General features: G+C 68.3%; 18 protein-coding genes. 5 read left to right on the forward strand and 13 right to left on the reverse strand.

Annotated features, from left to right (window positions below; translation table 11 throughout):
* Positions 1–16 precede the first annotated feature (16 nt).
* Positions 17–1,453: a flotillin family protein gene (locus AC1DES_RS06110; protein WP_476894800.1), complete on the reverse strand. Its 1,437-nt coding sequence runs from the start codon at positions 1,451–1,453 to the stop codon at positions 17–19.
* 253 nt (positions 1,454–1,706) lie between these two features.
* Between AC1DES_RS06110 and AC1DES_RS06115 the strand changes: the two genes are divergently transcribed.
* Positions 1,707–3,098 carry a phenylacetate--CoA ligase family protein gene (locus AC1DES_RS06115; RefSeq protein ID WP_476894801.1) on the forward strand — a complete coding sequence of 464 codons (1,392 nt, stop codon included), beginning with the start codon at positions 1,707–1,709 and terminating at the stop codon, positions 3,096–3,098.
* A 3-nt stretch (positions 3,099–3,101) separates the two neighbouring features.
* Here the strand turns inward: AC1DES_RS06115 and AC1DES_RS06120 are convergent, their stop codons facing one another.
* Positions 3,102–4,016: an HNH endonuclease gene (locus AC1DES_RS06120; RefSeq protein WP_476894802.1), complete on the reverse strand. Its 915-nt coding sequence runs from the start codon at positions 4,014–4,016 to the stop codon at positions 3,102–3,104.
* Between the two features lie 145 nt (positions 4,017–4,161).
* Between AC1DES_RS06120 and AC1DES_RS06125 the strand changes: the two genes are divergently transcribed.
* Positions 4,162–4,341 carry a hypothetical protein gene (locus tag AC1DES_RS06125; RefSeq protein WP_476894803.1) on the forward strand — a complete coding sequence of 60 codons (180 nt, stop codon included), beginning with the start codon at positions 4,162–4,164 and terminating at the stop codon, positions 4,339–4,341.
* Here AC1DES_RS06125 and fdxA read toward each other — a convergent pair.
* The 10 genes from fdxA to AC1DES_RS06175 all read right to left on the reverse strand — a co-directional run bounded on the left by fdxA (position 4,338) and on the right by AC1DES_RS06175 (position 14,311).
* Positions 4,338–4,658, reverse strand: coding sequence for a ferredoxin (gene fdxA, locus AC1DES_RS06130; RefSeq protein ID WP_476894804.1), 321 nt, complete (start codon positions 4,656–4,658; stop codon positions 4,338–4,340). The genes AC1DES_RS06125 and fdxA overlap by 4 nt on opposite strands.
* Positions 4,659–4,664: 6 nt before the next feature.
* Positions 4,665–6,155 (reverse strand): aldehyde dehydrogenase family protein, encoded by a 1,491-nt coding sequence (locus tag AC1DES_RS06135; protein WP_476894805.1) that lies wholly within the window; start codon positions 6,153–6,155, stop codon positions 4,665–4,667.
* Positions 6,156–6,211: 56 nt separating this feature from the next.
* Positions 6,212–7,000 (reverse strand): SDR family oxidoreductase, encoded by a 789-nt coding sequence (locus AC1DES_RS06140; protein WP_476894806.1) that lies wholly within the window; start codon positions 6,998–7,000, stop codon positions 6,212–6,214.
* Entirely contained in the window at positions 7,000–7,932 is a 933-nt protein-coding gene (locus AC1DES_RS06145; protein WP_476894807.1) for a dihydrodipicolinate synthase family protein, read from the reverse strand. The genes AC1DES_RS06140 and AC1DES_RS06145 overlap by 1 nt, the downstream gene beginning before the upstream one ends.
* A gap of 47 nt (positions 7,933–7,979) precedes the next feature.
* Entirely contained in the window at positions 7,980–8,810 is an 831-nt protein-coding gene (locus AC1DES_RS06150; RefSeq protein WP_476894808.1) for an enoyl-CoA hydratase-related protein, read from the reverse strand.
* Positions 8,807–10,090: a CaiB/BaiF CoA transferase family protein gene (locus tag AC1DES_RS06155; RefSeq protein WP_476894809.1), complete on the reverse strand. Its 1,284-nt coding sequence runs from the start codon at positions 10,088–10,090 to the stop codon at positions 8,807–8,809. Before AC1DES_RS06155 ends, AC1DES_RS06150 begins: the two co-directional genes overlap by 4 nt.
* Positions 10,087–11,469, reverse strand: coding sequence for an FAD-dependent oxidoreductase (locus AC1DES_RS06160; protein WP_476894810.1), 1,383 nt, complete (start codon positions 11,467–11,469; stop codon positions 10,087–10,089). Before AC1DES_RS06160 ends, AC1DES_RS06155 begins: the two co-directional genes overlap by 4 nt.
* A 10-nt stretch (positions 11,470–11,479) precedes the next feature.
* Positions 11,480–12,775, reverse strand: a complete 1,296-nt coding sequence (locus AC1DES_RS06165) for an MFS transporter (protein ID WP_476894811.1) — start codon at positions 12,773–12,775, stop codon at positions 11,480–11,482.
* Positions 12,776–12,945: 170 nt separating this feature from the next.
* Positions 12,946–13,554 carry a helix-turn-helix domain-containing protein gene (locus tag AC1DES_RS06170; protein WP_476894812.1) on the reverse strand — a complete coding sequence of 203 codons (609 nt, stop codon included), beginning with the start codon at positions 13,552–13,554 and terminating at the stop codon, positions 12,946–12,948.
* Between the two features lie 289 nt (positions 13,555–13,843).
* Complete coding sequence (locus AC1DES_RS06175; RefSeq protein WP_476894813.1) at positions 13,844–14,311, reverse strand: DUF4383 domain-containing protein; 468 nt, start codon at positions 14,309–14,311, stop codon at positions 13,844–13,846.
* Positions 14,312–14,475: 164 nt separating this feature from the next.
* Between AC1DES_RS06175 and AC1DES_RS06180 the strand changes: the two genes are divergently transcribed.
* Positions 14,476–15,795 carry a cell division protein PerM gene (locus tag AC1DES_RS06180; RefSeq protein WP_476894814.1) on the forward strand — a complete coding sequence of 440 codons (1,320 nt, stop codon included), beginning with the start codon at positions 14,476–14,478 and terminating at the stop codon, positions 15,793–15,795.
* A 69-nt stretch (positions 15,796–15,864) separates the two neighbouring features.
* Here the strand turns inward: AC1DES_RS06180 and AC1DES_RS06185 are convergent, their stop codons facing one another.
* The gene (locus AC1DES_RS06185) at positions 15,865–16,296 is read right to left on the reverse strand and encodes a hypothetical protein (RefSeq protein WP_476894815.1); all 432 of its coding nucleotides are present in this window, start codon (positions 16,294–16,296) and stop codon (positions 15,865–15,867) included.
* Between the two features lie 39 nt (positions 16,297–16,335).
* On the opposite strand from AC1DES_RS06185, the gene purN reads away from it, so the two are divergent.
* A complete protein-coding gene (gene purN, locus AC1DES_RS06190) occupies positions 16,336–16,911 on the forward strand; it encodes a phosphoribosylglycinamide formyltransferase (protein ID WP_476894816.1) in 576 nt (191 codons plus the stop codon).
* Between the two features lie 140 nt (positions 16,912–17,051).
* Positions 17,052–17,984: a hypothetical protein gene (locus AC1DES_RS06195; RefSeq protein WP_476894817.1), complete on the forward strand. Its 933-nt coding sequence runs from the start codon at positions 17,052–17,054 to the stop codon at positions 17,982–17,984.
* Positions 17,985–18,001: the final 17 nt, after the last annotated feature.

The following is an 18,001-nucleotide window of genomic DNA, read 5'->3' on the forward strand; positions in this document are numbered from 1 at the left end:
GGTCCTGCGCATGTCCCTAGGCATCCGGGGTTTTCGGCGGCTGTTTGGGTGCATTCTTGCCGTCCTTGAGCGCGGACCGCAGGGCGGGGAGGTAGTCGCCCACCTGTGCCAGAATCCCGCCAATCATCCGGTTGATGCCTTCGCCGCCGTTCAGGACGGTCAGCTGCCCGACGTGGGCAAAGGGCTCGGCCGCTGCCGCGATGATGGCCGGCATGTTCTCGGCGAGCTGCTGGGAGATGACGGCGTCCTGGTTGGTGCCGAGTGCCTCGGCACGGGCCTTGATGCCGTCAGCCTCGGCCAGCGCCTTGGCCTTGATCGCGGAGGCAGCCGCATCACCGCGGGCCTTCGTGGCTGCCGCTTCGGCCTCGCCGGTGACCTTGGTGGCACCGGCCGCGGCGGCCGCGGCCGTGGCGTTCGCCTGCGCCTGGAGCTCGGTCCGGCGGGCGTTGACCTGGGCTTCGAGTTCGGTGCGCCGCGCCAGGGCTTCGGCGGCACTGATGTCAGCGGCCTTCTGGCCTTCCGCCTCCGTGCGCTTGGCGTAGGCCTTGGCATCCGCGGGCTTGCGGACGCTGGTCTGGAGTTTCTGCTCCTCGCGGTCCGCCTCCAGCTTGGCCACTTCGGTCTCCTGCACCACCACCTGCTGGCGGGCCGTCGCGTCAGCCAGCGGGCCGGCCTGGGCGGCATTTGCCTTCGCCTGTTCGGCATTGGCCAGCGCGATGGACTGCCGGATCGCGGAGATGCTCTGGGCATCGGCAATCAGGGCCTCGGCCTCGGCCTCCTTTTCTGCCGCCTCGCGGTTCCTGGTGGCCTCGGCAATGCGGGCCTCCATCTTCACCTGGGCGATGTGAGGCTTGGCGATGTTCTGGATGTAGCCCGTGGGATCCTGCAGGTCCTTGATCTGCAGCGAATCGACCACCAGGCCCAGCTTCTCCATTTCCACGCCGCTGGCGCTGCGGACCTGTGATCCGAGCTTGTCGCGCTCGCGGATGATCTCCTCCATCGTCATGCTGCCGATGATGGAGCGCAGATGCCCTTCGAAGACGTTGTAGACCTGGCTTTGCATCTTGGGCTGCTGACCGAGGAACCTCCGTGCGGCGTTAGCGATGAAGGGCGGGGCGTCGCCGATCTTGTAGATCACCACGCCCTCGACAATCACCTGGATGCCCTGGGACGTGACGCAGGAGACTTTCAGCTCGGTTTCGTTCAGCGTCAGGGACAGGGCCCGGACCGTCTGGAGGCCCGGCAGCACCAGGGCTCCCTTGCCCGTGACGATCTTGAAGTCCATGCCCTCCCGGGTCTCCAGGGTGCCGCGCGTCAGCCCGGAGATGATGAGGGCCTCGTTCGGCTCGGCCACCTTCCACATCAGTTTGGTCGCCAGCCAGATGACGCCGACGACGGCCAACGCGCCAATGATCCCGGCGATGAGCGGGAAGAAAGCTGACAACTCCGGCATAACCCAAGTCCTTTCACGGTGAGGGAAAGGCATTGCGCAAAGCCCCCAAATGGCGCTGCTGCCCTTCCCAGCTGGCTTGGATGCTGGAAGTGTGGAGCCGCCCAGTCAGCTGTTGTACACAGTCTGCGGTGCTCCCGGCCGGGAAGTCCAGCAATTCGGGGCTGCGGGGCAGTTTAGGCTCCGCGCGGGGGGCAAAAGCCCCTGTTCGGGCGCACGCCGGCGTGCCATGGTGGGCCCGGAGAGGTGATTCTCGATGCACATCGGGTTCGGCGTGGTCGGGATCGGGTGGGACGCGTGGCGTGCTGAGCGCGGCGGACCCGACGCGATCGCCCGCCGCCAGCAGGCCCGGCTCGCCGAACTCGTGGAGTTTGCGCGGTCCGCGTCGCCGCACTACCGCAGGCTGTACCGCGGCCTGCCGGAGCGCGTCACAGATCCGGCCCGGCTGCCTCCCGTCGGCAAACGGGACCTCATGGAGAACTTCGACGACTGGGTGACGGACCCGCACCTCACGCTTGCGAAGATGACCTCGGACCTTCTCTCCGACCCGGCCAAGGTGGGGGCCGTCTACCGCGGGAAATACCTCGTGTTCACGACGTCGGGGAGCACCGGCGAGCCGGCCGTGCTGGTTCATGACCGAATGTCGTGGACGGTGGCAGGCGTCGTCGTCCGGGTCCGCGAGCGCAGGACGCTGATCGGGGCGGCGGACCTGCGGGCGCTCCTGCTCCGCGGGGTGCGGGCTGCGGCCCTGGTTGCCGACGGCGGCCACTTCGCGGGCGTCGTGATGACGGAAATCGCGCGGCGGCGCAGCCCCCGCGTCGCGCGGCGCCTCCGGGTCTTCTCCGTGCTGAGGCCCCTCGCCGACCTGGTGCAGGAGCTCAACGACTTCAAACCCACGGTGCTTTACGGCTATCCCAGCGCGATGCTGCAGCTGGCCGCGGAGCAGGACGCCGGACGGTTACGGATCCGTCCGGTCCTGGCCATCAGCTCCGGCGAGAGCCTGTCCGACAGCGGACTCGCGCGGATCGAATCGGTTCTCGGCTGCCATGTCACCAGCCGCTACCTGTCATCGGAGGTCCCGGCGCTGACGAGCCGCTGCCGTTGGGGCTCCTACCATGTCAACGCCGACTGGTACATCCTGGAGCCGGTGGACGAGGAGTACCGTCCGGTCCCCGCCGGCGTCACGTCCCACACGGTGCTTGTCACGAACCTTGCCAACCGGGTCCAGCCGCTCATCCGTTACGACCTCGGGGACCGGGTTGAGCTGGCCGCGGATCCCTGCCCGTGCGGGAGCCCGTTTCCGGTGGTGACGGTGGAAGGCCGCGCCGGGGACCTGCTGTCCTTCCAGGCGCCGGACCAGGCACCGGACGGGGCGCCGGTGACGGTGCTGCCGCTGGCACTGGGCACGGTGATCGAGGAGACCGCCGGGGTGCGCCGGTTTCAGGCGATCCGGACCGGGCCAGGAGCGCTGAGCGTGCGGCTGGAGCTGAGGCCCGGCGCCGACCTGGCGGAGGTGCGCGGCGCGGTGGCGGCGCGGCTGGCCACGTTCTTCGCGGCCCAAGGGTGCGGCTCGATCGACGTCCAGTTTGCGCAGGAGCAGCCCCGTCCCGACCGCAGCGGCAAGTTCCGGCAGGTGTGGTCCGCCTGAGGCCTAGTGCTGTTCCAGGATCCGGCGGGCGTCGCGCTGCGCCGCCAGTTCTTCCGGGCTCAGGGTGTGTCCGGACAGGAAGCCGGCGGCTCCCATGATCCGCCGCAGTTCGGCGACGGTCCGTGCTGTCTTGGCCCCGCGATGCGCCATGACATGGCAGTTGGCGCAAAGCGGCACCAGATCTGCCACGGGATCCAGCACATAACCGCTGCCCAGCTGAGCGGGCGGAACGATGTGGTGGACCTGGATGAAGTCCTTGCCAAGCTCGCCGTAGGCGATTTCGTAGGAGAATCCGCATGCGGCACAGTTCGTTCCATGATGGGCGATGCACGCCCGCTGTGCGTCCGGGCTGCGTTCGTAGCGGTTCACGTCCACCCTGCTCAGCGCATATCCGGGCAGGGTGCCCGGCACAGGCTGCGTGGCGTCGTGTCCTGGCGGCGGACCGAAGTCAGACCAGACCTGGCGGATCCGGGCTTCCTCTGAGGGATCAAGGGTCATCCCGGAGCCATGGATGGTTTCCCGGGCCACCCCGGGGGCGGACGCCTGCAGGATTTTCATATCGATGTGGTCGCCGGCAGGCAGCAGGGCGTCGAAGGCCACCCGGACATACAGGGGCGGGACGGATGCAGGGGAGAGGGGATCCGGGGCGTAGTTCTCTGGCGCCCCTTCCGGCGCCGCGTTCTGTGGCCGCGGCTCCGGCTGGGGATGCTCCGACACCACGACTCCGTGACCGATCAGCCCGCGGCCGTGGCGCCCCTGCAACAGGAGCCAGGCGTCCGCGCCGGAGGGGATGTCCTGATGCCGGCCGACGCTCCAGCTGGCCAGGAACCGGCCCGTTTCGGCTGCCTCCGCCACCACAGCAGGGTAGGTCCACCCGTTCCAGTGCTCGGGGTTCCACACCAGGATGATGGCTGTCATGTGCCCATTGTCGCAGTCTCCTGCGCGTGCGTCATGGCCGCGTCACAGGGCAGTCTTTGATCCGCCTCCGGCCCGCGGCGAGGCGCCCGGTCCAGCCACCCGAACCGGTCACGGCAGTAGAATTAATGCCAGGGGTGTTGGAGAAATGTCCGGATCCATCGTCGTCGTGCTGATCTTTTTCGCCGTGGTTTCCGTACTGGCGATCGCCGGGACGGTCGTCCTGGTGTGGCGGGACGGCCGGGGCCGGATTCCGCTGGAGCCAACGGAGCGGCCCTGGATGGCCGGCAACCTCCCGAGCGTGCCGTACTCCGTGTGGCGTTTCTAGCGCGCAGGCGCCGGCGCCCCCGCGACCACGGGATGGTCACGGCCCAGGTTCCCCAGGCCGGAGGCGCCCTGCGGGGAGCCGAGGTCCTCGAAGAACTCCACGTTGGCCCGGACGTAGTCGGCCCACTCCTCCGGGACGTCGTCCGAGTAGTAGATCGCCTCGACCGGGCAGACGGGATCGCAGGCGCCGCAGTCCACACACTCCGAGGGGTGGATGTAGAGCGAGCGTTCGCCTTCGTAGATGCAGTCCACCGGGCATTCGTCGATGCAGGCCTTGTCCTTCACATCCACACAGGGCTGCGCGATCACGTACGTCATGGCAGGCTACACGCCCGTGTAGACGGTCTTGCCCCACGTAAAGAAGTCCAGTGCGGACTTCCCCTGTTCGCGGAACGTGTTGGTGGAGGAGTCCTTGACGCCGCCGAACGGCACGTTCAGGTCCAGGCCCGCCGTCGGACGGTTGACCTTGATGACGCCGGCCTGGGCCCGCGAGGCGAAGTCGGTGGCACGGGCCAGGGAGTCGGTGCAGATGCCGGCAGTGAGGCCGTAGCGGGAATCGTTGATGGCGGCGAGGCCGGCCTCATAATCGGCGACCTCCAGGACGGCCACTACCGGTCCGAAGATTTCCTCGGTCACGGCGGCGTCGTCGAAGGGCAGGTCGGTGAGCACGGCGGCCGGGAAGAGCAGGCCGCCGGAGGGGTCGCCGTCGTACGCGCCGTGCAGCAGCGTTGCGCCGCGCTCGACGGCGGTGCGCACCGCCGCCTGGTTCTGTTCGAACTGCTGGCTGCTCACGACGGCGCCCATGCGGGCCGGGTCCGATCCGTCACGGCCGAGCCCGTCCCCGGCGGTGTACTCGGCGGCTTCCTCGGTGAGGGCGTCAAGGAACGCGGACCGGATGCCCGGGGTGACGTAGACGCGGGACGTGGCGGTGCAGGCCTGGCCGGTGAGGCCGAACGCGCCGGCCGCCACCACCTGGGCGGCCTTGCGGGCATCGGCGTCGTCGAGGACGAGGACGCCGTTCTTGCCGCCCATTTCCAGCTGGACCCGGGCGCGGCGGGCGTTCAGGATTTCCTGCAGGCCCAGGCCCACCTTGGTGGAACCGGTGAAGGACAACCCGGCAATCCGGGGGTCCCGGGCGAGGGCGTCGCCCACCACGCGTCCCTTGCCGTGGACCACGTTGAACACGCCGGCCGGCAGCCCCGCGTCCTGCAGGGCGCGGGCGAGGTGGGTAGCGGAGAGCGGGGTGAGCTCGGCCGGCTTGATGACCACGGCGTTGCCGCTGATCAGGGCCGGGGCGGACTTCCAGGCCGGGATGGCGATGGGGAAGTTCCACGGCGTGATGAGCCCGACCACGCCGAGAGCCTCGCGGCGGGTGGTGATGGTGGTGTCCGGCAGGCCGCTGGGCAGCACCTCGCCGCTGGCGGCCCAGCCGAGCGAGCCGAAGAAGCGCAGCACGTCCGAGGCGCGCTTGACCTCGCCCTTGGCCTCGGCGAGGGTCTTGCCTTCCTCACGGACGAGGTCTTCGGCGATGGCGGCCTGGCGGTCCAGGAGCAGGTTGCCGGCGGCCATCAGGATGGCGCCGCGGGACGGTGCCGGGAGGGCGGCCCAGGCCGGCTGGGCCGCGGCGGCGGCGGTGATGGCGGCGTCGACGTCCTCCGCGGTGCCGCTGGGGGAGAGGGCGGCGAGCTCGCCCGGGCGGGCCGGGTTCATCCGCTCGGTGTCCGCCCCGCCGAGCCATTCGCCGTTGATCAGGTGCCGGGCGGTGAGGAGGCCCCGGGCTGTTGCGGTTGAGGTGTCTGTGTCGGTGGAAGTCATGGTGTTCCTTCGTGAGAGTCGGAGCAGGGGGTGTGCTGAGTGTTCAGCGCCTACGGTTAGAGCCCGCGGATCAGGCCGCCGTCGCAGCGCAATGCCACGCCGGTGATGTAGGAGGCCGGGGCGCTGCAGAGGAACGCCGCGGCGGCGCCGAATTCCTCGGGTTCGCCGTAGCGGCGGGCGGGGATGGTCTTGCGGGATTCGAGCTGGATTTCCTCGGGCGTGGTGCCGCGCCGCTTGGCGGCGGCCTGGTCGAGTTCCGCGACCCGGTCCGTGGCGATGCGTCCCGGAAGGAGCATATTGACAGTGACGGCGTCCAGCGCCACCTCGGCGGCGAGGGTCTTGAGGTAGCCGGCGAGTGCAGCGCGGCCGGTGTTGGACACGGCCAGGTTCGGCAGTGGTGCCACGACGCCGCTCGACCCGACGGCCAGGATCCGGCCCCAGCGCCGTTCCCGCATGCCCGGCAGGATGTGCGAGATTAGGGCGTGGTGCGGTTTGACGAGCTGTTCGAACGCCGCGGCGATGTCGTCCGCGCCGAGCGTGGCGGCCGCGCCGGGCTTCGGCCCGGGACCGTTGAGGACCAGGATGTCGATGGGCCCGAGTTCCGCGACTGTCTGTTCGACGGCGGCGGTCACGCCCTCCGCGGTGCTGAGGTCCGCTTCGATGGCGACAGCGCCCGGTCCGAAGGCGTCCGTCAGTTCGGCCACGATCTCCTTGGCGCGGACTTCGCGCCGGCCGGTGATGGCCACCCGGACGCCTTCGGCGGCGAGGGCCCGGGCGATGGCGAGGCCCAGGCCGCCGGTCGAGGCGGCCACAAAGGCGGTCTTTCCGCTGATTCCGAAATCCATCAGTTCCTCCCCGCCGTGGTCAGCACGGCGGCCGGGTTCGGGCCGAGGGCCTCGGCGGCCTCGGCCAGGTGCGTGCGCAGCCCGGTCCGGAGAACCTCCGGGAACGCGGCGGCCGGTGCCCGGACGCCGGCATCGGCAATGAGTCCGCGCTGGTGCAGGCATTCCTTGCGGATCGCCAGCGCGATTTTCGCCTGCTGCTCGAAGTTGATCAGCGGCAGGTAGGGCAGCAGGGCATCGCGGGCGGCCTCGTAGCCGTCTTTCTGCCAGGCCCGCACGCAGGCGATGAGCGCTTCCGGGTAGGAGAAACCGGTCATCGCCCCCGCGGCGCCGGCCATGAGCTCGTCCAGCAGCCCCTGGCCGCCGAGACCGCCGAAGACAGAGACATCGAGGGCTGCGGTGAGGTGCCCGATCGCCACGGAGGTGGGCGGAGCCTCGGCCTTGACCGCTGTGACGAAGCCGCAGGCCTGCACCACGGAAATGAGTGACTCGGTGCTGATGTGGACGCCGCTGGCCAGCGGGTAGTCCTGCAGCACCACGTTGGCGCCGGTGGAGTGATGGATGGCGTTCAGGTGCGTGATGACCACGCCCGGGTTGGCGGAGTTCGCCTGCACCATGACGGCAGCCAGCCGGTCCCCGGTGGCGGCCTGGATGGAACGGATTTCATCGACCGCCGTGCCGGTGTAGAGGGAAGTCACTCCCACCACGAGGGGCAGGCGCGTTTCCTCCATGACCACTTCCAGGACCAGGCTGCGCTCGGCCGCCGTCAGGGCCGCGGCCTCGCCGAACACGCCCAGGACCGTGAGTCCCGTGGCGCCGATCGACTCGTAATAGCCCACGAGCCCGGCCAGGCTGTCCGTGTCGACATCCAGGGCGCTGCCCTGGAACGGTGTGGCGACGACGCCCCACACTCCGGGTGTCAGTGACTCCCGCATTGGTTTCTCCTTCTAAGCTCTAGTTGTTCTTCGAGCGGCTGAATCTGCTAGCGGCCCGGCCAGTGCGGCGCGCGCTTCTCCTGGAAGGCGCGGACGCCCTCGGCGGAGTCTTCGCTGTCCAGCGCCGCCATGAGGGCGGGGAGCCGGAGGCCGCGGGCCTCGGTGGCGGTCAGGTGCGCGGTCTGCGTGACCATCTGCTTGACCGCCCGGACCGAGGTGGGGGCGCAGGCGAGGATCTGGTCCACCCAGCGCTGTACCGCGGCGTCGAGCTGGTCCGCGGGGACCACCTCGTTGACCAGGCCCATGGACTGCATCTCTGTGGCCTGTGCCTTCCGCCCGGTCAGGAGCATGCCCATTGCCTGGGTATAGGGGACGCGGCGCACCAGCTGATGGATGCCGCCGTCGAGCGCCAGGCGCCCGACGCGGGGTTCCGTCAGTCCGAAGCGGGCGGTGTCCGCGGCGATCACGATGTCCGCGCCGAGCACGATCTCCATGCCGCCGCCGAGCGCATAACCGTTGACCCGGGCGATCACCGGGATGTCCAGCGTGGTGCGCAGGCTGAGCCCGCCGAAGCCGTTCGGGTCCAGGCCCGCCCAGTATTCGAGCCCGGTCTTGTCCACGGCGGAGGCGGACATGTCCGCGCCGACGCAGAATGCCCGGGTCCCGGCGCCGGTGATGACCACGGCGCGGACGTCCGGATCGGCTTCGAGCTGGTCCCAGATCTCGTTGAGCCGGGCCTGCGCGCCGCCGTCGACGGCGTTGAGCACATGCTGGCGGTCGATGACCACGGTGGCGATGTGGTTCTCGATGGTCAGGGTGACCTGGTCAACGGCGGTGGGAACTGAGGCGGTCGTGCCGGCCTCTGAAACGGCGGTCACCGCAGCACCCCCAGCTGCTGCAGGCGCTCGATGGTCTCGGCGTCGAAGCCGTTCTCCAGCAGCACCTCGACGTTGTGCTCACCCAGCCGCGGCGCCACGCGGCGCACGGTCGGCGGGGTGGCGGAGAGGCGGATGGGCGCATTGAGCATCTTCACGGTGCCGACGCCCGGGTGTTCGGCTTCCACGATCATGCCGTTGGCGTGCGTCTGGGCGTCGGCGAGGGCCTGCTCCAGGGTGTGGACGGGCGCGTTGAGGAGGCCCTGGCCTTCCAGCTGGGTGGTCCAGTACTCGGTGGTGTTGGTGGCGATGCGCTCGCGGAAGATCGCCTGCAGCGCCGGCTTGTGCTTGAACTGCTGCTCCAGGTTGGCGAACTCGGGCCGCTGCGTGAGGTCCTCGTCCAGGCCCAGCGCCTCGGAAATCCGCAGCAGCGGATCCGGGGTGAAGCCGCCCACCATGCAGACGGCGCCGTCGGTGGTTTCAAAGACGCCGCTGAGCGGCATGGCGCCCCAGTTGACCTCGTAGCCGCGGTTGAGCTGCATGCAGGCCTCCTGCATCTGCAGGTGCAGCATGGAGTCGTACATGGTCACCTCCACCTTCTGCCCGACGCCGGCGGACTCGCGGGTGCGCAGTGCCAGCAGGATGCCCTGCATGAGGTGCATGCCCGTGATGTAGTCGCACAGCGTCGTGGGGTAGATGGACGGTTTCATGTCGTCCGATTCGCGCCGCCACATCACACCGGAGTAGGCCTGCGCGATCGCATCCTGGCCGCCCTTGTGCGAGTAGGGGCCCACCGGGCCGAAGCCCGTGCCGGAGGCCCAGATGATGCCGGGGTTCTCGGCCTTGAGCTCCTCGTAGCCGAAGCCCATCCGTTCCATGACGCCGGAGCGGAAGTTGCTGACCACGACGTCGGCGTCGGCCAGCAGCCGGCGGAGGACGGCTTTGCCCTCATCGGTCCGGGTGTCCACCGAGACGCTGCGCTTGTTGCGGTTGATGGACAGGAAGATCGGGTTGTCCTGGCCGTCCTTGTCCGGGAAGGAGTTCCGGGAGATGTCCCCGGCGCCGGGGCGTTCCACCTTGATGATGTCCGCGCCGTAGTCGCCCAGGAGCTGGGTGCAGGACGGTCCCATGAACACCTGGGTGAAGTCCACGATCTTGATTCCGTCGAGGGGGAGCGGGGTGCCAGCGGGCAGCGGCGTGCCGGCCGTTTCACCGGCGGCGGCGGGTCCCGCCGTCGTGCTTTCCGTCAGGACGCTGTCGTCCAGAAGGGCTTCGGTGCTCATGCCCCCACCACCGCGTCGGTGTCCAGCGTGGCGTTCGACGACGGGACGTCGCCCGGGTCCGCGCCGTGCCGGCGCATGCCCTGCTGGATGTCCAGGGCGGAGACGTCGCGGACGAGGGTGCCGTTCTCGACAGCCAGGGCGGCGGCGACGCCGACTGCCTGGCCCATGGCCATGCAGGGCGGGATCTCGCGGGACATCTTCTGCGCCTCCGGGGTGGCCGAGTAGTGGCGGCCGGCCACGAGCAGCTGGTCCACTTCCTTGGGCAGCAGCGAACGGTACGGGTAGTAGTAGTCACGGCCGCGGGCCACGGTGTCGGCGAAGTGCCGGCGTGAGGTGACGTCGTCCTTGGTCATGACGTATTCGCCTTCGAGCAGGCGGGTCTGCCGGACGCCCATCTGGGACGCGACGTCGAGCATGTAGCAGTTGGCGAAGCCGGGCAGGTGGGCGCGGACGTAGTCCACGGCTTCGGTGATGCGGTCCCGTGCGGCGAACTCGGCGGCGGTCATGTCCGCCGGGTCGACGCCGTCGTACCCGGTCATGTGGGGTGCGTTGCACCAGACGACGCCGTCGATGGGGGTCTTGAGCCACCACAGTTCCCAGGCGCCGCCGAGGAGGCGCTTGATGGTGCGGTTGATGGCGCGGGCTTCCTTCGGGTTGGCCTGTTCGAAGGCTTCCGCAGCGGCGGTGTCCACGTTGCCGAGGCGGAAGACGAGCGTGGTGAGGTAGCTGTCCTTGACGTAGCTGGCGCCGGCCCGGGAGGCGACGTCGATGTCGCCGGTGGTGTCGATGACGATGTCCGCCATGAAGGCCTGCGGGCCGGACTTCGTCTCGCAGATGACGCCCTTCATGACGCCGTTGTCCACGATCGGGCGGGAGAACCAGGAGTGCAGGCGGAGGTTGACGCCGGCCTCGCGGACGAGGTCGTTGGAGACGCGCTTCCAGCCGTCGGGATCGAACGCTGCGGCGTAGCAGACGGGCTTGGGGGTGGTGTGGGAGTGGAAGTCGAAGGTGCCGTAGCGGCCCCACTTGTTCCACAGTTCCTCGGAGGTCTTGCGGTCATCGGCGGGCGGGACAATGGCCAAGCCGAGCTTCTGCAGGCGCTCGACGTACTCGGAGACGATGCCGGTGACCGTGATTTCCTGGCCGTTGATCATGTCATCGAGCACCAGGACCATGCCGCCGGAGGCGAGCCCGCCGAGGGAGGAGTAGCGCTCGAGGAGCGTGACGGACGCGCCGGAGCGGGCTGCGGTGACGGCCGCGGCGACCCCGGCGGGTCCGCCGCCGACTACGAGGACGTCGGAGCGGGAGATGACAGGAGCGGTGAGGTCCTGCGTGGTGGTGCGCAGGTCCAGGGCGAGTTGCGAGTCAAGCGAGTTCATAGGGGAATCCTTATTTTCCGACGAAGATGCCGTTGCTGCGGCGGGCTGCGAGGTAGAAGACGATGCTGAGGATGGACAGGACGGCCACGTAGACCGGGAAGATCCAGCTGGCGTTCAGTGACTGGAACCAGACCAGGAGGTAGGAGGCGGTGCCGCCGAAGAGGGCGACGCCGATGCCGTAGCCGAGGGCCACGCCGGCGCCGCGGCAGGACTTGGGCATCAGGGAGCTGCTGACCACGTTGTAGAGGGTCATGTTCAGCACCAGCACCACGGATCCACCGAGCAGGACGGCGGCGAACCCGCCGATGCCGGGCTGGACGTACATGAGCATCAGGAACACGGCCGGGATGGCCAGGATCCGGGTGACGAGGAACCAGCGGGACATGGACCGGCCGTCCGCGACCTTGCCGATGATCCAGCTGCCGACCACGAGGATCAGGCCCAGGATGGTGGTCAGGGCGAAGACGGCCGTGGGGTCTTCCTTGAAGTTGCTGCGGGCCGCGCTGGGCAGGCCGATGTTCCAGGCGTAGTTGTAGGCCTGCGCTGCGCCGACCACGAAGACGATGGCCAGGACGGAGAGCCAGTGTTTGCGGACGCCGGTCCAGACGGCGCGGGAGGAGTTGGTGGCCATTTCCTCCGGGCGCATGGTTTCAGGAAGCGAACGGCGCAGGTACAGGACGACGAAGCCGAAGGCCGCGCCGATGATGAACGGCACACGCCAGCCCCAGCCGGCCATGGCCGCGCCGCCGATCATCAGGCTGCAGAGGAAGCTGACGAGCGAGGCGAGCAGGATGCCGATGTTGACGTAAAAGGACATGATGCCGGCGACGTAGCCTTCGCGGCCTTCCGGGACCAGTTCCACGGCGTGCGAGGTGGAGAGCGGGGCCTCGATGCCGGTGGAGATGCCCTGCACGATGCGGCAGGCCACGAGGATGATGCCGGCCCAGCCGCCGATCTGCTGGTAGCTCGGGCAGATTGCGATCACCAGGGTGGTTCCGGCCATCAGCATGATGGACATCAGCATCACCCGGCGGCGGCCGATGCGGTCCGCCAGGGTGCCGAGCAGGATGCCGCCGAGCGGGCGGAACGCGAAGCCGACGGCGAAGACGGCGAGGGCATTCAGCGTGGCCGAGAGGGGATCGGCGTTGGGGAAGAAGTTCGGGCCGATGAAGGCGGACAGGAGGCCGAAGACCATCCAGTCGTACCATTCCAGGGCGTTGCCCAGGCCGAGGCCCAGCAGGCCCTTGCGGACTTCGGGGGAGAGTTGGCGTGAAACTTTGCGCGACTCGACGACGGTGTCAAGCATTGGTTTTCCTTACGCTGGCGCCCCTTTTATCGGGGGGAGGGGGCGAATGAGGGCATGACGCATCGCCGTGTGTGCGAACGGAGAATGCGAACGTGGCAAGGACTGCCGGCGGGCGGTTCAGGCCCGGACAGTGAGGGGACGGTGGCTGGCGGCGCTGGGCGGGCGCGCGCCTACCACGCGTGGGGTGCGTTGACCCAGATCGCTACGCATTCTTCGTCGTAGCTGTTCTTGAACCAGTGCGGGGTGTCCGAGGAGAACGTGATGGAATCGCCCGCCTCGAGCGTGTAGCACTCCCCGTCCAGGAAGATGTCTTTCCGGCCGGAGATGATGATGCCGAACTCTTCACCGCTGTGACGGAAAGGCGTGGCACTGGTGTCGTGGCCGGGCGGACTGACAATCCATTGGGCTTCCAGGGCTCCGTTGAGATCGGGGGTGAGCAGTTCGTAGACCGCTTCCCCGACGGATTTCTTGGTAATGCCTTTCAGATTGCGCCGTTCGGCCTTGCGGACCACGGGGGACCTGGTTTCTTCCTGGCCGACGAAGAACTTCCCGACCGGAATGTCCAGCCCGTGGGCCAGCTGCGCCAGGGTGGTGAACGAGGGGTTCGCCAGGCCGCGTTCGATCTGGCTGACGATTGCCGGGCTGAGGCCGGTGATCTCCGAGAGCTTCGCGAGCGTCATGCCTTTTTCCTTGCGCATGGAGCGCACTTTGTTGCCGACCGTGGCCAGCAGGGCGCTGGTCGCGGGCGGGGCAGTGATCGCAACACTCTCGGTGGTCATTGGCTGTCCTTCGCTTGGTGACCTGACTCACACAACTATAGTGAAGATTTTTAGCCAGTCAATGGTTGTTTCTTAATTAAAGTGAAAATATTTACAGGAGTGCTGTTTGGGGGGTTCCGGGGAGGGCCCAGCCGTGGCTGGGCGGGTTGACCCGCCGTCGGGCGCCGGAGACAGAGAAGCTGGTGCAGCCGCCGCGTTTCCGCTAAGCCGCTGCACCAGCAGGTAGTACGAATTTTCAGATTGCTATGAAACGTTACTCATTCGCGGCTCCCTAAGTCCCGGTGATCACTTACCGGGTTTTTGCGTCGTCGGCCAGATGCCGCGAAAGCAGCCAGCCGGCGCCAATCATTGCCACGCCCAGCACCATGTGGGTCCAGTTGTCCATGGCGTTCAGCGACAGGAAGTTGGCCGCCGACCCCACGCCCACAATTAGCCCATATACGCTGAGGACGATGTACAGCAGGCCAAAGCCCATGAGGTAGTTCCTGGCGCCCATGCCGTTACGGGACATGGCCCAGCCCGTTGCACCAATGGCCAGCTGCACGATATTGAGCAACATGGACACCTGGAACAGGTTCAGGAACATGGCCCTGGAATCGGGCCCGAAGAACCTCAGTTCGCTGTACTGCGTGGTGATGCCGGGGATGAACCCCAGGATGCCCACGACAATAAGGACGATACCTACACCCATGCCGACGTTCTGAACATCTGTCCGTCCGAAGTGAACGCCGTGTGCATGGGGAGATGCGGTAGTCATTTTCTGCCTCCAACCACTGAATGCGGACATTCCAATTTTACGGCGGGCCTGTCGAAAAAGCGCCGGCGCCGGCGGCGGTGCAATCGCACGGATCGGGGCGTTAATCCGGGCGTTAAGCCTGTCGGAACCGGCGCGCTGGCCCGCCCATGGCACCATGGAACACGATGAAACTGCGCGCTGATCAGACCGGACAACACGGCATCCCCATGCCCTTATGGCTGCAGGGAGCCCTCGAGTCCGCCCAGGCCGCCCTCATCTCGGCCCTGGTGGTGGTTGCCCCGATCATCGCGGTGTGGGCCACTGCCGGCTTCCAGAACAACGGCACCGACGTCCTCGCCCGGCTGGCCGGCCAGGCCTGGCTGCTCATCCACGGCGTCCCCCTGCTGCTGGACACGGTCGGTGCCGGGTCCGCGGCGCAGCCGGAATCCGGCACGCTCTCGCTCATCCCCCTGGGGCTGACGCTTATTCCCTTCCTGCTCGCGTGGCGCGCAGGCCGCCGGCTGGCCCGGGCCTCCTACACCGATCAGCTGTGGCAGGCCCTCCTCGGTTCCTGGCTCGTGTACGCGAGCTTCGGGCTGACCACGGGCTTTGTCTGCCGCACCTCCGACGTCGGCATCAACCTTTGGTCCGCCGGGCTCATTCCGCTGGTCCCGTTCGCCCTCGGCATGGTGGTGGGTGCCCGCCGCGAGGCAGGCTCCTGGAGCCGGCTGATCGGCGTCGACGCCGTGGCCTGGCTCTCGCGTACCAGCCAGCACTCGCGCTGGGCCGGGTCCTACCTCGGATCCGTCATCAAGGCCGGAGCGGTGGCGCTCATGGCCAGCCTGGCGATGTCCGCCGTGCTGCTCGCCGTCGACCTCTTCATCCACTGGAACCTGGTGATCGCCATCTATGAAGGGCTCGACGCCGGGGCCATGGGCGGTGCCGTCCTCACCATCGCGCAGCTCGGCTTCCTGCCCAACCTTGCCGTCTTCGCGCTGGCCTGGACGTCCGGCTCGGGCTTCGCCCTGGGCGTGGGCTCGCAGGCCGGGCCGCTCGGGACCGCCGTCGGGCCGCTGCCGTCGATTCCCGTCTTCGCAGCGCTGCCGTCCGGTCCGCTTGACTACGGCTTCGTGGCCCTGGTGGTGCCGGCGCTCGCCGGGGCCCTGGCCGGGTGGTGGTTCCTGCGCGAAGGCGAAAACCACTTCGACGAGTGGCTCTCCATCAAAGTCCGTACCCGCTGGTTCACGGCGGCGGTCTCCACCCTTGTACTCGGCGCGATGATCGGCGCAGTGGCCGGGTTGCTGGCCGCCGGACTGGCCTGGCTCGCCCGCGGCTCCGCCGGCATCGGGCGGCTGACCGATATTGGCCCGGACCCGCTGCGCACGGCACTGTTCGTGGCCGCCGAGGTGGGGATCGGCGTCGTCATCGGTTACGCGGCCGGGCCCTGGCTGGAACGCCGGCAGAACCTGCGCGAAGCGGACCTCGAAACGGCCTCCAGCAACTAGGCGCTGCGCGGTAAGCCGTGGCGCGTGTGCCGGCGCCGGCCGTGCCCGGCATGCCACAGTCAGCCGAGGTCAGCGGAGCTGGATCGGCATCGACTTATCCAGCTGCGTCCTGCACTGGGAGGCGGCCTGCTCGGTCAGGGCATGGCGGACGCACTGCTGGTAGTCCCTGACCTGGCCGAAGAACAGCGCCGAGGACAGGATGAGCAGCGCCTGAACCGCCGCGACCACCAAGCCGGAAATCGCGCCGAACAGCACCAGCCGGGATTCCTTGAGCTTCGCGGCACGGATCAGCAGCGCGATGCCGAGCGCGATCGCGGCCACCGTGAGGACCGCGGTCAGCCACAGGTAGTTGATGTCCAGCTGGTAAACAAAGAACGATCCCAGGACCGCCACGATGAAGATGCGGAACAGGGTGTGGGTCCGCACCAGGGAGGCCTTCGCCGCCTCGCCGCGGGGGGACTGGCTCGGCTGGCTGCCGCCGGAGCCGTTCGGGGGATACATGGTTTCCAGCCTACGCGAGCGGCCCCATAAGCTAGGACGATGCGCATCGTTGTCCTCGTTTCCGGTACCGGCTCCAACCTCCAGGCCCTCATCGACGCCGTGAAGTCAGGCGGCCTCGACGTCGAGATCGCAGCCGTCGGCGCGGACCGGCCGGGGACCTACGGGGTGGAACGCTCGGCTGCCGCCGGAATCCCCACGTTCGTGGTGGACTTCAAGACCTACCCGGACCGGGCGGCGTGGAACGCGGCGCTCACCGAAACCGTCGCGGCGTACCGGCCCGACGTCGTCGTGTCCTCCGGGTTCATGCGCATCGTCAGCGCCGGCTTCATCGACGCCTTCGGCGGGAAATACCTCAACACCCACCCGGCCCTGCTGCCGTCCTTCCCCGGCGCCCACGGTGTCCGTGACGCACTGGCGTACGGGGTGAAGGTCACGGGCTGCACGGTGCACTGGGCCGACGCCGGGGTGGACACGGGCCCCATCATCGCGCAGGAGGCCGTGGCGGTCGAGGACGGCGAGACCGAGGACTCCCTGCACGAGCGCATCAAGGTGGTGGAGCGCCGCCTGCTGGTTTCGACGCTGTCCTCCCTGGCCGCGGAGCACAAACCCGCCTGACCTGCCCGCCCCCCATCTGACTCGCAGCAGGGGCCGTTTTGAGGGCCCAAAACGGCCCCTGCTGCTAGTTAGTTGGGCAGACGTGCAAGGGTCTGTGGATAACTCCCCGACAACATCCTCGGCTTTGCGACGATAGGGCGATGAAGACACCCCGGCCCCTTCCGGCGCAGCTCGGCTCGGCGCCGTTCACTGTCCAAGAGGCAGCCGACGCCGGGGTGAGCCGACGCAGGCTCCAGCATCTCTCCCTGTGCATTCCGAGCCGCGGGATCCGGTTTCCATCAGGACGTCCTGCCGAACTGAAGCTCCAAGCCCGGCCTCTCGCTCTCATTACGCGATTCTCTGCGGTCTCCCACGCGACCGCGTTCCTGTTCTGGGAGTTTCCCGGCTTCCTGCCGGGATCCCATACCCCGGGCGTCCACATTTCCCGGCCGGACACGATGGCCATACCGCGGCGCAGGGGAGTGACTGGTCACGTCGGGCAATTCTTCGCCGACGAGATCACCACCGTCGACGGCGTATTCGTCACCACGCGGACCCGGACGTGGCTGGACTGCGCCCGGAAGATGAGCATCGATGAGCTGACCGTGGTGGCTGACCACCTGTTGCGCCACCCGCGCCCCGCATTTGAAAACCGGACGGAGCCCTATGCCAGCCTCGGGGAACTCACCGAGATGCTGGACCGGCACAAGGGTACGCCCGGCATCCGGAAGGCGCGGCTCGCCTTGGAACAGGCCCGGATCGGTGCAGATTCGGCGCAGGAGACGCGGCTCCGGCTTGCGCTATGCCGTGCGGGACTACCCGAGCCCGTACTGAACGTGGCCACGGTCCTGCGCTCTGGCGTCGTGCGTCAACCCGATCTTGCCTATCCGGAGCACGGGGTTGCAGTGGAGTACGAGGGGAGCGGGCACTCCGAGCCGGCCCAGGTCGTCCGCGACATCGCCCGGGAAGAGGACTTCAGCGGCGCTGGCTGGATCCTGGTCCGGATCTCGAGGCGGCACATGGAGAACGACGCCCGGGCCGCGGTTGCCAAAGTCCGCGCCGCGCTCGCCAGCCGCGGGTGGGAACCCAACTAGCTAGCAGCAGGGGCCGT

It is taken from the genome of Arthrobacter sp. 05T442 (assembly GCF_056395945.1).

Coding starts and splice junctions, on each gene's coding strand:
- AC1DES_RS06120 (WP_476894802.1), bottom strand. CDS start 4,016: ATGACAGCCATCATCCTGGTGTGGAACCCCGAGCACTGGAACGGGTGG.
- AC1DES_RS06195 (WP_476894817.1), top strand. CDS start 17,052: ATGAAGACACCCCGGCCCCTTCCGGCGCAGCTCGGCTCGGCGCCGTTC.
- AC1DES_RS06160 (WP_476894810.1), bottom strand. CDS start 11,469: ATGAACTCGCTTGACTCGCAACTCGCCCTGGACCTGCGCACCACCACG.
- AC1DES_RS06170 (WP_476894812.1), bottom strand. CDS start 13,554: ATGACCACCGAGAGTGTTGCGATCACTGCCCCGCCCGCGACCAGCGCC.
- AC1DES_RS06180 (WP_476894814.1), top strand. CDS start 14,476: ATGAAACTGCGCGCTGATCAGACCGGACAACACGGCATCCCCATGCCC.
- AC1DES_RS06165 (WP_476894811.1), bottom strand. CDS start 12,775: ATGCTTGACACCGTCGTCGAGTCGCGCAAAGTTTCACGCCAACTCTCC.
- AC1DES_RS06115 (WP_476894801.1), top strand. CDS start 1,707: ATGCACATCGGGTTCGGCGTGGTCGGGATCGGGTGGGACGCGTGGCGT.
- AC1DES_RS06110 (WP_476894800.1), bottom strand. CDS start 1,453: ATGCCGGAGTTGTCAGCTTTCTTCCCGCTCATCGCCGGGATCATTGGC.
- AC1DES_RS06140 (WP_476894806.1), bottom strand. CDS start 7,000: ATGGATTTCGGAATCAGCGGAAAGACCGCCTTTGTGGCCGCCTCGACC.
- AC1DES_RS06135 (WP_476894805.1), bottom strand. CDS start 6,155: ATGACTTCCACCGACACAGACACCTCAACCGCAACAGCCCGGGGCCTC.
- AC1DES_RS06175 (WP_476894813.1), bottom strand. CDS start 14,311: ATGACTACCGCATCTCCCCATGCACACGGCGTTCACTTCGGACGGACA.
- AC1DES_RS06125 (WP_476894803.1), top strand. CDS start 4,162: ATGTCCGGATCCATCGTCGTCGTGCTGATCTTTTTCGCCGTGGTTTCC.
- fdxA (WP_476894804.1), bottom strand. CDS start 4,658: ATGACGTACGTGATCGCGCAGCCCTGTGTGGATGTGAAGGACAAGGCC.
- AC1DES_RS06185 (WP_476894815.1), bottom strand. CDS start 16,296: ATGTATCCCCCGAACGGCTCCGGCGGCAGCCAGCCGAGCCAGTCCCCC.
- AC1DES_RS06155 (WP_476894809.1), bottom strand. CDS start 10,090: ATGAGCACCGAAGCCCTTCTGGACGACAGCGTCCTGACGGAAAGCACG.
- purN (WP_476894816.1), top strand. CDS start 16,336: ATGCGCATCGTTGTCCTCGTTTCCGGTACCGGCTCCAACCTCCAGGCC.
- AC1DES_RS06145 (WP_476894807.1), bottom strand. CDS start 7,932: ATGCGGGAGTCACTGACACCCGGAGTGTGGGGCGTCGTCGCCACACCG.